This is a genomic window from Streptomyces sp. NPDC026394, from assembly GCF_055567735.1.
The window spans coordinates 515,554-529,686 of record NZ_JBVHPX010000004.1 but is presented as its reverse complement, the minus strand read 5'-3'; the positions used below and the strand labels follow the sequence as shown (position 1 = coordinate 529,686).

Below are 14,133 nucleotides of genomic sequence, written 5' to 3'. Positions count from 1 at the left end.
GGGGGTGCTCTAATTTTCAACGGTGGTCCTCTGCCCGGGAGGGGTGGGGGGGGGGGTTTCTTTTTTTTGGGGGGTGGGGGTGGGGGCCCCCCCCCCGGGGGGGGGGGCCCCCCCCCCCCCACGACAGGACCCGGCTCACGCCTGGAACGTCACCGAGCCGAGGTGGTCGAACTCGGCGGTGAACGTGTCGCCGTGCTCCACGGTGACCGCGGCGTGCAGCGCACCGGTCATGATCAGGTGTCCGGGCTCCAGGGCGACGCCGTGCGCGCCGAGCGTGTTGGCCAGCCAGGCCACGACCTCGACCGGATCGCCGAAGGCGGCCGCCCCGGCGCCGGTGGCGACCAGCTCGCCGTTGCGGCTGAACACCATGCCGATCAGGCGGGGGTCGACGCCGCGGAGCGGGACCGCCCGGCCGCCGAGTACCACAGCGCCGTTGGAGGCCAGGTCGGCGACGGTGTCGGCCAGCCTGATCCGCCAGTCCTCGATACGGGAGTCGACCACCTCCAGCCCGGCCATGACGTCCGCGACGGCGGCACGGGCCGCCTCCACCGTCACGCCGGGGCCGGCCAGACGGCTGCCGAGCCGGAAGACGATCTCGGCCTCGACCTTCGGCGCGATGAAATCCTCGCGGGGCACCCGGCCGCCGTCGCGGTACAGCGTCGAAGCGAACACCGGGCCGTAGTCCGGGGTGTCGACGCCGAACTGACGCCGCATCGGCTCGGAGGTCAGCCCCGCCTTGTACCCGACGATCCGCTCGCCGTCGTCGGCCAGCATCGCGACCAGCTCCCGCTGGATCGCATAGCCGTCCGCCAGACCCAGCGACGGGTCGTCGTCGGTCAGCGGGGCGATGGGCGTGCGGGTGGCCCTCGCCTTGTAGAGGGCCTGCGCCCGCTCTCGGTGGTCGCGGGATCCGCGTCCGGACATCGGTGACCTGCTTTCGTTCGGGGACCGGTCGGGGACAGAGCCTGGGCCGCGCCTCCGGCCCGGCCGGGTTCGTGACACGGGCTCTTACGGACGCGGGCCGCGCTCCTCCATCAGCCGCGCGATGTCGGCGACGGTCTCGACCTCCAGCATCTCGTCGTCGCTGATCTCGATGGCGAACTTCTTGCTGAGGATCATGGACAGTTCGACCAGGGCGAGCGAGTCCAGACCGGCTCCCTCGCGGTCGACGTCCGGCCGTACGTCCGCCTCCGTCAGCTGAAGGTCCTCCACCAGGATCGACTTGAGCAGCTCGTACACGCCGTCTCCTTGTCTGTGCCGCTGTCTGTGCAGCCGTCTATGCCGCCGTCTTCAGTTCTGGCCAGACCACCGTGGTCGCGCCCCAGGTCAGGCCACCGCCGAAGGCGGTGATCAGCACCCGGTCGCCGGGCGTCAGCGTGCCCTCCGCCGTGGCCTGCCCCAGCAGGACCGGGATCGACGCGGCCGCGGTGTTGCCCACGTCCTGGATGTTCTGCGCCTGCCGCTCCGCCGGGATCTCCAGCTCGGACGCGACCGCGGCCGACAACCGGGCGTTGGCCTGGTGGGCGACCAGCCGGTCCACGTCGTCCGTCCGCCAGCCGGCCGACCGGGCCGCGGCCCGCGCCGCCTCGGCCATGCGCTCCATGGCCTGCCGGAACACCGCGCGGCCCTGCATCCGGAAGTAGCCGTCCGTGACGCAGATCAGGTCCTGCTGTTCGCCGTCGCTGCCCAGCACGACCCGGCCGACCGCGCCCGGCTCGGCGGCGGTGCCGCGCCGGAGGACGACCGCGCCCGCACCGTCGCCGAAGATCGGCACCGTGGTCCGGTCGGCGGGGTCGAGCAGGGTGGTGAACCGCTCGGCGGCGACCACCAGGACGCGGTCGGCGTGGCCGGCGGCGATCAGGCCGGTGGCCGAGGCCAGCGCGTAGAGGAAGCCCGTGCACACCGCCGCCACGTCGAAGGCGGCCACCCCGCTGAGGCCGAGCCGGGCGGCGACTTCGGGAGCGGTCGCCGGGCAGGTGCGGTCCGGCGTGGTGGTGGCCAGCACCACCGCCTGCACCTCCTGGTCGCCGGCGGACTTCAGCGCCCGGGCGCCTGCCTCCGTGGCCAGGTCCGCCGTGGACAGGCCGGGTCCGGCGACGCGCCGGGACCGGATGCCCGTACGGCGGGTGATCCACTCCTCGGTGGTGTCGAGGCGGGCGCACAGCTCCGCGTTGCTCACGGCGAGCGGCGGCAGCCAGTATCCGATGCCGCAGATCACCGCGGCGTCCGGTGGCCGTCCGGCCGACGGTGTCCGTCCGGCTGCCGTCCCGGCCGTCATCCGCGCGCTCCCCGCAGTTCCAGGGCGACGTCGACGATGAGGTCCTCCTGCCCGGCCACCGCCTGCCGCCGGCCGAGTTCGAAGAAGATGTCGCGGGGGTCCACCCCTTCCCGGCCGGCGATGTCCAGTACGCGCGTCTTGAAGCCGGAGAAGACGCCCGCGAGCCCGCTGACCAGGCTGACCGAGTCGATGGTGGGAGGCGCCGGCATGAGTTCCCGTTCGGCGAGGTCGGCCGCGTCCAGCAGCTTGTAGAGGTCGATGCCCGTCGCGAAGCCGGTCCGTTCCAGCACCGGCACCACGACTTCGAGCTGGGTGTTGCCGGCGCCCGCGCCGAACCCCCGGGCGCAGGCGTCGATGACGGTGGCGCCGGCCTGCGCCGCGGCCACCGAGTTGGCGACGGCCATGCCGAGGTTGTTGTGGCCGTGGAAGATGACCGGTACGCGGACGGCGTCGACGATCGTCGAGATCCGCTCCGTGACGTCCGGGGGCAGATAGTGGCCCGAGGAGTCGAAGATCCCGACCGCCGTCGCCCCGAAGCCCTCCAGCCGGCGGCACTCCTTGGCCAGCCGCGCGGCGTCGGCCATGTGACTCATCAGCAGGAGGCACTGGGCGTCGGCGCCCGCGTCCCGCAGGAAACCGAGGTGACGTTCCGTCAGGTCGCTCTCGGTGCAGTGGGTGCCCAGCCGCACCACGTCCGCGCCGTGGTCCAGGGCCCGGCGCAGATCGTCGGCCGTCCCCCAGCCGGGCAGCATGAAGACGCCCATCTTGCTGTTGGGCAGCGCCTCGCGGACCGCCGAGAGCATCTCGTCGTCGCTCAGCGCGGCCCGGCCGACCTGGAGGGAGGAGGCGCCGAGGCCGTTGCCGTGGCCCACCTCCACCACGGGGACACCGGCGGCGTCGGCGGCCGCCGCGTACCGGCTCAACTGCTCGCGGCTCAGGGCGTGCCGTACGGCGTGGTGGCCGTCGCGCAGCGTCGGGTCGTGGATCACGACCCGACGTCGTCCGTCGGGCTGGCTCATGACACCCCCAGGGTGGTGGCCGGCGCACTGTCCCGTGCGCACCGCTCGGCGATCAGTACGGCGGCCGAGTTGATGATGTCCAGGTTTCCGACGTGGCGCGGGATGCGGTCGCCGGTGGCGGCGACCTCGACGGCGACGAACACCCGGTCGTCGGCCGCCGTGCACGCCTTGACCGCGAATCCGGGAGCGAAGGCGCTGACCTGCGCGGCCGCCTCCGTCACGACGTGGCGAACCGCGTCGGCGTCGAACCCGGTGCCGAGGACGGACAGCGCCACCCGGAACGTCGTCGGCGGGGACGCGGGGCTCAGGTTGACCATGACCTTGACGTCCGGGACGCCGGTGAACGTGCGGACGGCGTCCTGCGTGGTGTCGATGTACTCGTCGAGGTTCAGCCGGGTCGCCCGGCCCACGCTCGAACTGGCCGCCGTGGTGACCACCTCGATGTAGCTGGTGGGGAACTGCCGGGTCAGGGCGTGCAGGATCGGTACCGCCGCCTGCCCGGTGCAACTGATCAGGTTGATGTTGCGGTGCGCCGCCGCGTCCGCCCCGTTCACCGTCGGCGCGACCATGTGCCCGACCATGCTCGGGGTCAGGTCGACGAGCCGGGTGCCCAGCGGTTCGAGGCACTTCCAGTGCTCGACGTGGGAGACCGCGTTACTGGCGTCGAAGACGATGTCGAACGGGCGGTCGGCCGCGACCAGCGACCGGATGCCGCCCCCGGCGGTGGCACAGCCCAGGTCGGCCGCCCGGCGCAGCCCGAGGCCGCCGTCCTGCCGCCCGACCACCAGCCGGCAGTCGAGCACGGGGGAACGCCGGATCTTCATCAGGAGATCGATGCCGATGAGTCCGGCACCGAGAATGGCGACACGCAGGGGTTCGTTCCGGTCAGGTGGCACTCTTTTCTCCCTTCAGTTGCTGGTGGACCTGTTCCGACGCGTGGCTCAGCGGAAGGTCGCGGACGCGGCGCATCGGACTCAGGGCGAGGATCAGCCAGCAGGGCGCGGTGACGCCCGCCATGATCCACAGGGTCGGCCGGTGGCCGACCGCGTCGCCCAGCACGCCGCCGAGCAGGGAACCGAGCGGAATGGTGCTGTGGTTGAGCATCATGGCCGTCGCCACGACCCGGCCGAGCAGGCGCGGCGGGCAGTAGGTCTGCCGGAAGCTGCCGACCACGACGTTGGCCACGGCGATGCCGACGCCGAGGGCGAAGGCGCCGAGCGCGAACAGCAGCAGCCCGGGCCCGTCGGAGGCCAACGGCACGAGCAGCGCGAACGGCGCGGTGACCACCTGGAGCAGCAGCAGTCCGCGTCCGGTGCCGATCCGCCGGGTGACCCGGGTGGTCACCAGCGCCCCGACGAGGCCGCCGACGCTGCTGCTGGTGAGCAGCAGCCCGACCATGGCCGAGTTCAGGCCGAGGGTACGGACCAGGAACACGACCTGGACCGCCTGGGAGCCCATCAGCGCCATGTTGAGCACGGCGCCCCAGGTGACCATCGAGCGCAGGTACGGGTCGCGGCCGAGGAAGCGGAGCCCTTCGGCGATCTGCCGCCGCAGCGGGACGCGTTCCTCGTCGCGGGCGGGGGCCGGCTCGACCACGTCGATCCGCTTCAGGCAGCACGCGGAGACCAGGAACGTCACCGCGTCGGCCACCAGCCCGCTGACCGCGCCGACCGCCTGGGCGAGCAGCCCTGCCGCGCCCGGCCCGGCGACCTGGGTGGCGGCCTCGCTGCCCTGCAGCTTGGCATTGCCCTCCAGGAGGTCGCGGCCGTCCAGCACGATCCGGATGTAGGAGTGGTAGGCGGTGTTGAAACACACCGCCGCGGTGCCGCAGACCAGCGCGACGAGGAGCAACTGCCGGAGGGTGAGGACATCGGCCCACGCCGCCAGCGGAATGCTCACCAGCGCGACGGCGGACACCAGGTCGCACGCGATCATCAGTGGCCGTTTGCGCATCCGGTCCACCCACGCGCCCACCGGCAGCCCCACCAGCAGCCAGGGCAGCCACACCGCCGCGGAGATCAGGCCGACGGCGGTGGAGTCGGCGTCCAGCACCACGACCGCGATCAGCGGCAGGGCCACCACGGTGATGCTGTTGCCCAGTCCGCTCACGGTCTCGCCCAGCCAGAGCCGGCGGAAATCGGGGCGGGCGAACACTCCCCAGCGGGTACGGGGCCGGCCCGGAATGTCATGCATCGCGTCCACCCGTGGCATCCAGCCGTCGCTTACGGCCGGTTCACGGCAGCGGGGAATTCCCGTGGCTCGTTGAGCCGTGACAGGACCGGGATGTCCCGGATGTCGTCGTGGTGCAGCACCCACATGAGGAAGCGCTCGACCCCCATGCCGAATCCGGACGTGCGCATCGGGAACTCCTCCCGCATGCGCACGTACCACGCGTAGTCCTGTTCGTTGACGTCGTGTGCCGCCATGGACTTGCGCAGGGTCTGCGCGTCCGCGTGCCGTTCGCCGGAGCCGATGATCTCGCCGAGGCCGAAGTACAGGTCCGCGTTCCGCGCGGTCGCGCCGCTGTCGTCCGCGAACGCCTGGTAGAACGGCACGCTCAGCGCGTCGAAGTGCCGTACCCACAGGAATTCGCTCACCCGCCGCATCAGCAGCCGCTCTCCCTTGCGGGTCAGCACCCGCCAACTGCCCTCGTCCCGTACGCAGCCGTCCACGTCGGCCACCACGCGCACCGCCTCGTCGAACGTGAGCTGCTCGAACCCCGCGGCGCACGCCATCCGTTCCAGGTGGGATACATCGCCCCGGGTGGCCGCCAGCCGGTCGCCGAGCCGGTCGAGGATGGCGGCGGACAGCGCGCTGACGTACCCGCTCGTGTAGCTGATCAGGTCGTCGAGGTCTCCTGGGATCTCCGCCTCGCTGTGCGTGTACTCGTTCAGATGGGTCGCGTCGGGAGTCTCGCCGCGGAACGACGGGGTGACGGCGAACGTGCCGCCCGGCGCCAGGCGGCAGCCGTACTCCAGGGCGAACTGCAGTGAGTCCGGAAGGTAGGTCTGCACACCCAGCACGGTCACCGGTACCGGTTCGGAATCGCTGCCCAGGGCGGTGGGGCAGGTCACCGACCGGGTGGTCAGCGGCAGCGGGAAACTGCGCAGGCCGCGGGAGCGGGCGTAGTCGCCGGTGGCCGTGAGGACGACGTCGTACAGCTCGGCGACGAGCGAGTACCAGGGGGAGCGCAACGCCGTCACGAAGGCGTCCGGCTCGTCGCTGTCGAACACGGACGGCGGCCGCACGGAGTTCTGGGCCATGGTGCTCCGGGTCATTCGTGCATCCCTTCGAACGCCTGGGTCGGTGGCCGCACGGCTGCCATGGACTGGGCACCGCGCAGGATGTGTCCGGGGTCGTAGGTCTCCTTCACGGCGGCCAGCCGCCGCGCTCGTTCGGTTCCATGGACGTCCTCCGGCGCCCCTTCCGTGTCCTGGGCGTAGTTCAGGTAGACACCGGGCAGGCGGAACGCCTCCAGGCGCCGGGCGCACCCCCGGGCCCAGGCGGCGTTCTCCTCGTCGTCCGCGGGATCGGTCCACTGGGCCGAGGCGGTGACGATGTACGGCGCGTCGCGGTGCGGGAAGGCGCTGTCGTGCCCGGGGTCTTCGGCGATGGCGCCCCGCAGGAACTCGAAGTCGATGCTGGACAGGTGCGAAGGCATCTCACCGGCGCCGGCCAGCAGTGACTGGACGGCTTGCGCCGACAGGTCGGGCAGGTAGCAGGACTTGGTGTAGTAGCGGTGGCCCGGCGGTTCGCTGTGGTCGCCGAGCGCCTGGAGCTCCAGGTAGGGGAGTACGCGGCCGGCGGACGTCTGCGGCGGCGCGGCGTCCAGCAGCGGCGCGAGCCGCCGCGGCCCGTCCTGCGGGTCGCCGAAGTAGGCGGCGCTCAGCCGGAGTACGACATCGCCGCCCCCGCCGCCGGCCGCCCGTGCGGGCACCCGCTTGAGCGCGCCCACCGTGTGCAGGGTGGAGGGCTGCTGCTCGGCGAAGTCGCGGTACGCAGCGAGGGCCTGCGCCGCCGTGTCCAGCGAGTACTGCGCCACGTGGTGATGGACCGGGCCCACCGGCCGCAGCCGGAGGGTGAAGCGGGTGACGACACCGACGCTGCCGCCACCGCCGCCGCGCAGCGCCCACAGGAGGTCCGGGTGCCCGGCGTCGTCGGCCTCCACGATCGAGCCGTCGGCGAGCACCACTTCCGCCGCCAGGATGTGGTCACAGGTCAGCCCCCAGGTACGGGCGAGCCAGCCGTAGCCGCCGCCGAGGGCGAGTCCGCCCAGCCCGGTGTGCGACACCACGCCCGCCGGGCAGGCCAGGCCGTAGCGGGTGGTGGCGGCGTCCACGTCACGCAGCAGACAGCCGCCGTCGGCGTACGCCACCCCGGCCCGCGCGTCGACGAGCACGCCGCGCATCGGCGAGAGGTCGATCAGCACCGCGCCGTCCGCGACCGCCGCGCCGGCCACGTTGTGGCCACCGCCCCGTACCGTCACGGGGTACCCCTCGGCCGCGGCGAAGCGCAGGGCCTCGCTCACGTCCGCCGCCGTCCGGCACCGTACGACGCACACCGGGCGGCGGTCGTGCATGGCGTTCCACACCGCCCGGGACTCGTCGTAGCCGGGCTCCCCGGGAAACAGGAAGGCCGCCCGCGGCGCCCGCGCGTCACCGTTGCGCAGTGCGCTCATCGCGTCAGAGCTCCTTTGTCGGCGCCGAGGGCGGCCGCGACCGCGTCGACGATCAGCTTCCGTGGCATGTCGGTCAGGACCTCCTCGTGACGGCACGGCAGCGGTGTCTCCACCAGGCCGTCCACGTAAGGCCGCCAGGCCGCCGGTTCCGGCCAGCCCGGCCCCCGGCCGTGGGTCGCGGTGAAGAACAGGGCCGTCCCGCGGAACGTGTCCGGCCGCCACGCGGCGGTCAGCCGGCTGGCGTTCACGCCCACGTCCACGAGCCGCTGCAACGTGGCTTCGTCCAGCGCCAGTCGGTCGAGTGCCGTCCGGCGCAGACCGGCCAGCGCGTGCCGCAGCCGGTCGGCCGATCCGATCTCCTCGGGCACCGTCGCGCCCAGCGTGGCCAGCAGGGCGAACTCGTCCCACTGGCTCTGGCCGGCGAAGGCCGGGTAGTGCCACGTCTCACCGGGGTACGCGTCGATCAGCGCCAGCAGCTCGACCTCGGCGCCCTCCTCCTGGAGCCGGGTGGCCAGCATGTGCGCGATGTTGCCGCCCAGCGACCAGCCGAGCAGCCGGTAGGGGCCGGACGGGCACGCCCGCCGGATCTCGGCGGTCATCAGCTCCACCATGTCCGCGACGGACCCCGGGACCGGCGCGCCGTCCCGCAGGCCCGGCGCCTGAATCCCGAGCACCGGTGTGTCGACGGCCAGTTGCCGGGCCAGCTCCCGGTAGCTCCAGGCCAGCCCGGAGGCCGGGTGCACGCAGAACAGCGGCGGGCGGTCCGATCCGGTCCGCAGCGGCAGGACGATGTCGAAGTCCTGCCGTGCGCTGCCGTCCGGCTCGGCCGCGAGGATCGCCGCGGGCGTGGCGTTCCGGAACAGCGTGCGCACCGACACGGACAGGCCCAGTTCCTCCCGTATGCCGACGATCAGCCGCATGGCCAGCATGGAATGCCCGCCGAGTGCGAAGAAGTCCTCGTCCACGCCGACCCGGGGCCGGCCGAGCAGCCTGGCGAACAGCGCGCACAGGGCCTCCTCCCGGGGGTTCCGCGGCGTGGCGAGAGCCCGGTCCGGGGCCGGCTGCGGTGCGGGCAGCGCCGCCCGGTCCAGCTTGCCGTTGCCGGTGCGCGGCAGCGCGTCGAGCGCGACGAAGGCCGACGGCACCATGTACGCGGGCACCAGGTCGACGAGCCGTCGGCGCAGCCGCCCGGCCGTGACGTCGCCGCCGGGCTCCGCCGGCGTGACGTAGGCGACCAGTTCGTCCGCCCCGGACACCACGACGGCGGCCTGCCCGACGCCGGGGTCGCTCTCCAGCGCGGCCTGGATCTCGCCCGGTTCGACCCGGTGACCGCGGATCTTCACCTGGTGGTCGGCGCGGGAGACGAACTCCAGGTCACCGTCGCGGTTCCACCGGACCAGGTCACCGGTGCGGTACATCCGGGAACCGGCCGGGCCGAACGGGTCGGCGGTGAAGCGTTCGGCGGTCAGCGACGGCCGCCGGACGTAGCCCCGGGCGACGCCCGCACCCGCCACGTACAGCTCACCGACGACGCCGGGCGGCACCAGCCGCAGCCGGTCGTCGAGCACGTAACACCGGGTGTTGGGCAGCGGCGGGCCGATCGGCGGCCGGCCGGACGCGGCGCTCGCCTCGCGGCGCAGCACCGCGATGGAGACGTCGTCGGTGCACTCGGCGGGGCCGTACACGTTCGCCAGCGGGATGTCGGGGAACCGATCGTGCCAGCGCCGGACCAGCCCGGTCGGCAGCTCCTCGCCGTGCACCAGCATCCACCGCAGGCCCCCGGCCTTGGCGGCAGCGGCGGGGTCGGCGGCACAGGCGTTCAGGACGGCGTCCAGCACGCCGGGGACGATCTGGAGCACCGTCACGCCGTGCTCCGCGACGGCGTCCAGCAGGGCGAACGGGTCACGGGCCGTGTCGTCGTCCATGGCGTGCACCCGCCCGCCGACGGTCAGCGCGGTCAGGGCCTGCCAGACCGCGACGTCGAACGTCAGGGGCGCGTTGAAGGCGATCGTGTCGCGCTCGTCGAGTCCGTACGTGTCGACGACCACGGCGAGGTGGTGGGACAGCCCCCGGCGGGTGACCAGGACGCCCTTGGGCGTGCCGGTCGATCCGGAGGTGAACACGCAGTAGGCGAGCGCGTCGCGGGCCACGGCGGCGACGGGCGCCTCGGGTTCCGCCGGTCCGGTGGCCTCGGGGGTGAGCACCGTCAGCGGGTGGTCGGGGCAGGCGGCCGCGACGGCGGCGGCCCGGTCCCGGAGCCCGTCGGCCGCCAGCAGGACGTGTACGTCCGCCTCCCGCAGCAACTGTGCCGCGCGGGCCACCGGCACCCCCGGGTCGATCGCCAGGTATCCGCCGCCGCTGTCGAGCACCCCGAGCGCGGCGGCCACGAACCAGGGGCCGCGTTCGGACAGCACCGCGGTCACGGTGTCGGCCCCGGCTCCGGCGGCGTCCAGTTCCCGGCGTACGGCGTCGGCGGCCCGCACCAGTCCGGCGTAGGTCAGCTCCTGGCCGGCGGCGGACACGGCGACCGCGTCCGGACGCCGGGCCGCCGTCCCGCGTATCCGGACCGGCGTGTCGAGCGCGGGCTCCGCCTGCTGCGCGCCGTTCCAGTCGGTGAGCAGCAGCCGGTGTTCCCACGGGGCGAGCAGGTCGATCTCACCGATCCGCCGGTCCGGGTCCGCGGCCACGGCCGTGAGCAGCCGGACGATACGGTCGCCGACGGCCACCACCGTGTCGCGGTCGAACAGGTCGGTCGCGTACTCCAGGAAGATTCCGAGCCCGGCCGGGGCGCCCTGCTCGTCCAGGCGCTGGGCGAAGTCCACCGACAGGTCGAACTTCGCCGTCTCGGTGGGCATCGCGGACAGCGTGGCCTCGGCGCCGAACAACCGCTCGCGCTGGTTCATGAAGCCGTGGTCCAGGGCCACCAGGACCTGGAACAGCGGGTGCCTGCCGAGCGACCGCTGCGGATTGCACCGTTCCACGACGAGGTCGAACGGCACGTCCTGGTGGGCGAAGGCGCCCAGGTCGACGTCCCTGGTCCGGCGCAGCAGTTCGGCGAACGTCGGGTCGCCCGAGGTGTCGGCGCGTACCACCAGGGTGTTGACGAAGAAGCCGACCAGGTCGTCCAGTTCGGCGTCGGCCCGGCCGGTGACCACCGTGCCCATGGGGATGTCGTGGCCGCTGCCCAGACGGCTGAGCAGAGCGGCCACCCCGGCCTGGAGCACCATGAACAGGGTGCAGTTGTGCTGCCGGGCGAGTTCCGCCAACGCCCGGTGCAGCGCCGGGTCCGTGGCGGTCTCGATGGTCTCGCCGCGGTGGCTGGCCGCGGCCGGTCGCGGCCGGTCGTAGGGCAGGTCCAGCTGCCCGGGCATCCCGTCCAGTGTGGTGGCCCAGTAGTCGAGCTGCCGGGCCAGCACGCTGGACTCGTCCTGCTCGTCGCCGAGCGACGCGCGCTGCCACACGGCGTAGTCCGCGTACTGCACGGCCAGGGGATCGATGTCCGGACGTACCCCGGCCGCACGCGCGCGGTAACAGTGGTCCAGGTCCGTCAGCAGCGGCCGCAACGACACACCGTCGCACGCGATGTGGTGCACCAGGACGAGCAGGACGTACTCGGGCTCCGGCCCCGGCGGGTCGGTGATCTCGAACAGCCGGCAGCGCAGCGGCAGGTCCGTCGTGACGTCGAAGACGTGCCGGACGGCCCGCCGCAGTTCCGCGTCCACCGCGCCGCGTGTGACCTCGACGACGGGCAGCTCCAGGGACACCTGGTCGACGGGCACGATCCGCTGGCAGGGGGCGCCGTCCACCGTCGGGAACAGGGTGCGCAGCGCCTCGTGGCGGGCGACCAGGTCGTGCGCGGCCGAGCGGAGCGCGGGCACGTCCACCGCGCCGCGCAGGCGGACCACCACCGGGACGTTGTAGGTGGCGCTGGGCCCTTCCATCTGGTCGATGAACCAGAGCCGTTGCTGGGCGAAGGACAGCGGTACCGGCTCGGTACGCGGCTCCTGCCGGGCCAGCGGTACGGGGTCGCGGTCCCGCGCCGCGCCCTGGCCGACCACGCGTGCCACACCGGCGGGCGTGGGCTCCTGGAAGAGCTGGGCGAGGGCGAAGTGCACGCCCAGAGTGGAGCGGATCCGGGCCACCAGCCGCATGGCGATCATCGAGTGGCCGCCCAGCTCGAAGAAGCTGTCCCGGGGGCCGACCCGCTCCCTGCCGAGCGCGTCGGCGAACAGCCCGCAAAGGATCTCCTCCACCGCGCCGCGCGGCGCGTCGGCCGTCCGCCGTGCCGCGGACGACGGCCCGGGGACGCGTTCGGGCTCCGGCAGCGCTTCCCGGTCGAGCTTCCCGTTGGCGGTCAGCGGAAGTGTGGCGAGCGGTACGAAAGCCGCGGGCACCATGTAGCCGGGCAGTCTGGCGGCCACCCGCTCGCGCAGCCCCGCCAGGTCGACACCCGCCGACGGGTCGGCAGGCACCACGTAGGCGACCAGGCTCCGGTCCCCGTCGGCGTCCTGGCGGACCACGACCCCGGCCAGCCGGACCGCCGCGTCGGACTGGACGACGGTCTGCACCTCGCCCGGCTCGATCCGGAAACCGCGGATCTTGACCTGGTCGTCGGCCCGGCCGGCGAACTCCAGATCGCCGCTGCCGGTGCGGCGCACCAGGTCCCCGGTGCGGTACATCCGTTCGCCCGCCCCGGCGAACGGGTCGGCGACGAACCGCTGGGCGGTGAACCCGGGCCGGTTGACGTACCCTCTGGACAGCCCGGCGCCGCCCACGTACAGCTCGCCCAACTGCCCCGGCCTGACCGGCCGCAGCCGCTCGTCGAGCACATAGGTCCGTACGCCGTCGAGCGCGCCGCCGATCGGCACGTTGTCCGGGATCCCGCCCTCGGCCGGCACCATGAATCCGGTCGAGAAGGTGGTGGCCTCCGTCGGCCCGTAGCCGTTGACGACCCGGGTGCCGGGGTGGCCGGCGCGCAGCGAGCGGATCGACCTGGCCGACACGGCCTCGCCGCCGGTCCAGACCTCGCGCAGCACACCGAGCGCCTCCGGTGCCTCCTCCACCATGAGGTTGAACAGGGACGTGGTCATCGCGGCCGCCGTCGGCCGGTGCTCGGTGAGGGTCCGCGCCATCGTCGCGACGTCGAGGTCACCGGGCGGGGCGATCACACAGCAGCCCCCGTTGAGCAGCGGCACCCACATCTCGTAGGTGGAGGCGTCGAACGCGTAGGACGAGTGCACCAGAACCCGGCGGTGGGCCGCGCCGGCGAACGCGCTGTCGCTCGCCAGCGCGACGACATCGCCGTGGGTCACGCCGACACCCTTCGGAACGCCGGTCGACCCGGAGGTGAACATGACGTAGGCGAGCTGGTCGGGGTGGACGGCCGGGCGCGGCAGTGGGGCGTCGGGGGCGGGCGTCCCGCCCGGCTCGACCACGAGGGTGGTGGCCTGGTGCGCGAACCGTGTGCTCAGCGACGCGGGATCGACCAGCAGCACCTCGGCCCGTGACTCGGCCATCACCACGCGGTGCCGCTCCGCCGGGTTGCGCCGTTCCAGCGGTACGTACGCGCCGCCGGCCTTCAGCACGGCGAGCAGCGAAACGATCAGTTCGACCGAGCGGTTGACCAGCACGGCCACCGGTGTCTCGGGGCCCACGCCGGAGGCGATCAGCCGGTGGGCCAGCGCGTCGGACCGCCGGTCGGCCTCCTGGTAGGTCACTTCCTCCGGCCCGCAGACCAGCGCCGGCGCGTCGGGGCGCCGCCGCACCTGATCCGCGAACCGGTCCAGCACGGTCTCGGCCGCCGGGGCGTCTGTCACCGGGAGCGACTCCTTGTCGTCTGGGAGATCCACCGGCTCACCCCGCCGACCGCGGACCGGACGGGTCCAGGGAGCGTGCCAGGCTGGCCGGTCGCAGGTCCGTCCAGTGGCGGTCGACGTAGTCGAGGCAGTCGGCCCGCGGGCCTTCGTGCACCACGTCCCAGCCGTCGGGGACGGTGACCGGCGCCGGCCAGAGGGAGTGCTGGAACTCCTGGTTCACGAGGACGAGGAACGTGGCATCGGGTGGGTCGAAGGGGTTTTCCGGCACAGTGATCCCCTTTGGCAGGAAAGGCCGTCGGTGAGGAGGTGAACAGCCGCGGTGGAACGTTTCTTCATCGGCGG

Annotated in this window: 10 protein-coding genes; all 10 read right to left on the bottom strand. The window is 73.2% G+C overall.

Annotated features, from left to right (window positions below; genetic code table 11):
* Positions 1-135: 135 nt before the first annotated feature.
* On the bottom strand, positions 136-924 hold the full coding sequence (locus ACZ4QV_RS13625) for a 2-keto-4-pentenoate hydratase (RefSeq protein WP_361148103.1): 789 nt from the start codon (positions 922-924) through the stop codon (positions 136-138).
* 84 nt (positions 925-1,008) lie between these two features.
* Entirely contained in the window at positions 1,009-1,239 is a 231-nt protein-coding gene (locus tag ACZ4QV_RS13620; RefSeq protein WP_361148101.1) for an acyl carrier protein, read from the bottom strand.
* Between the two features lie 37 nt (positions 1,240-1,276).
* Positions 1,277-2,278, bottom strand: a complete 1,002-nt coding sequence (locus tag ACZ4QV_RS13615) for a beta-ketoacyl-ACP synthase III (protein ID WP_361587704.1) — start codon at positions 2,276-2,278, stop codon at positions 1,277-1,279.
* Entirely contained in the window at positions 2,275-3,297 is a 1,023-nt protein-coding gene (dmpG, locus tag ACZ4QV_RS13610) for a 4-hydroxy-2-oxovalerate aldolase (RefSeq protein ID WP_361148097.1), read from the bottom strand. The genes ACZ4QV_RS13615 and dmpG overlap by 4 nt, the downstream gene beginning before the upstream one ends.
* Positions 3,294-4,193 carry an acetylating acetaldehyde dehydrogenase gene (locus ACZ4QV_RS13605; protein WP_361587706.1) on the bottom strand — a complete coding sequence of 300 codons (900 nt, stop codon included), beginning with the start codon at positions 4,191-4,193 and terminating at the stop codon, positions 3,294-3,296. Before ACZ4QV_RS13605 ends, dmpG begins: the two co-directional genes overlap by 4 nt.
* The gene (locus ACZ4QV_RS13600; protein ID WP_467762908.1) at positions 4,183-5,490 is read right to left on the bottom strand and encodes an MFS transporter; all 1,308 of its coding nucleotides are present in this window, start codon (positions 5,488-5,490) and stop codon (positions 4,183-4,185) included. Before ACZ4QV_RS13600 ends, ACZ4QV_RS13605 begins: the two co-directional genes overlap by 11 nt.
* A gap of 29 nt (positions 5,491-5,519) precedes the next feature.
* Positions 5,520-6,575, bottom strand: a complete 1,056-nt coding sequence (locus ACZ4QV_RS13595) for an amino acid--tRNA ligase-related protein (protein ID WP_467762907.1) — start codon at positions 6,573-6,575, stop codon at positions 5,520-5,522.
* Entirely contained in the window at positions 6,572-7,975 is a 1,404-nt protein-coding gene (locus ACZ4QV_RS13590) for an FAD-binding oxidoreductase (protein ID WP_361587711.1), read from the bottom strand. Before ACZ4QV_RS13590 ends, ACZ4QV_RS13595 begins: the two co-directional genes overlap by 4 nt.
* Positions 7,972-13,791: an amino acid adenylation domain-containing protein gene (locus ACZ4QV_RS13585; RefSeq protein WP_467762906.1), complete on the bottom strand. Its 5,820-nt coding sequence runs from the start codon at positions 13,789-13,791 to the stop codon at positions 7,972-7,974. The genes ACZ4QV_RS13590 and ACZ4QV_RS13585 overlap by 4 nt, the downstream gene beginning before the upstream one ends.
* A 37-nt stretch (positions 13,792-13,828) precedes the next feature.
* A complete protein-coding gene (locus ACZ4QV_RS13580; protein WP_361148085.1) occupies positions 13,829-14,059 on the bottom strand; it encodes an MbtH family protein in 231 nt (76 codons plus the stop codon).
* Between the last annotated feature and the right edge of the window lie 74 nt (positions 14,060-14,133).

What these genes read in the sequence shown, in the direction of transcription:
- ACZ4QV_RS13625 (WP_361148103.1), bottom strand. Translation starts at nt 924, where the DNA reads ATGTCCGGACGCGGATCCCGCGACCACCGAGAGCGGGCGCAGGCCCTC.
- ACZ4QV_RS13615 (WP_361587704.1), bottom strand. Translation starts at nt 2,278, where the DNA reads ATGACGGCCGGGACGGCAGCCGGACGGACACCGTCGGCCGGACGGCCA.
- dmpG (WP_361148097.1), bottom strand. Translation starts at nt 3,297, where the DNA reads ATGAGCCAGCCCGACGGACGACGTCGGGTCGTGATCCACGACCCGACG.
- ACZ4QV_RS13600 (WP_467762908.1), bottom strand. Translation starts at nt 5,490, where the DNA reads ATGCATGACATTCCGGGCCGGCCCCGTACCCGCTGGGGAGTGTTCGCC.
- ACZ4QV_RS13595 (WP_467762907.1), bottom strand. Translation starts at nt 6,575, where the DNA reads ATGACCCGGAGCACCATGGCCCAGAACTCCGTGCGGCCGCCGTCCGTG.
- ACZ4QV_RS13590 (WP_361587711.1), bottom strand. Translation starts at nt 7,975, where the DNA reads ATGAGCGCACTGCGCAACGGTGACGCGCGGGCGCCGCGGGCGGCCTTC.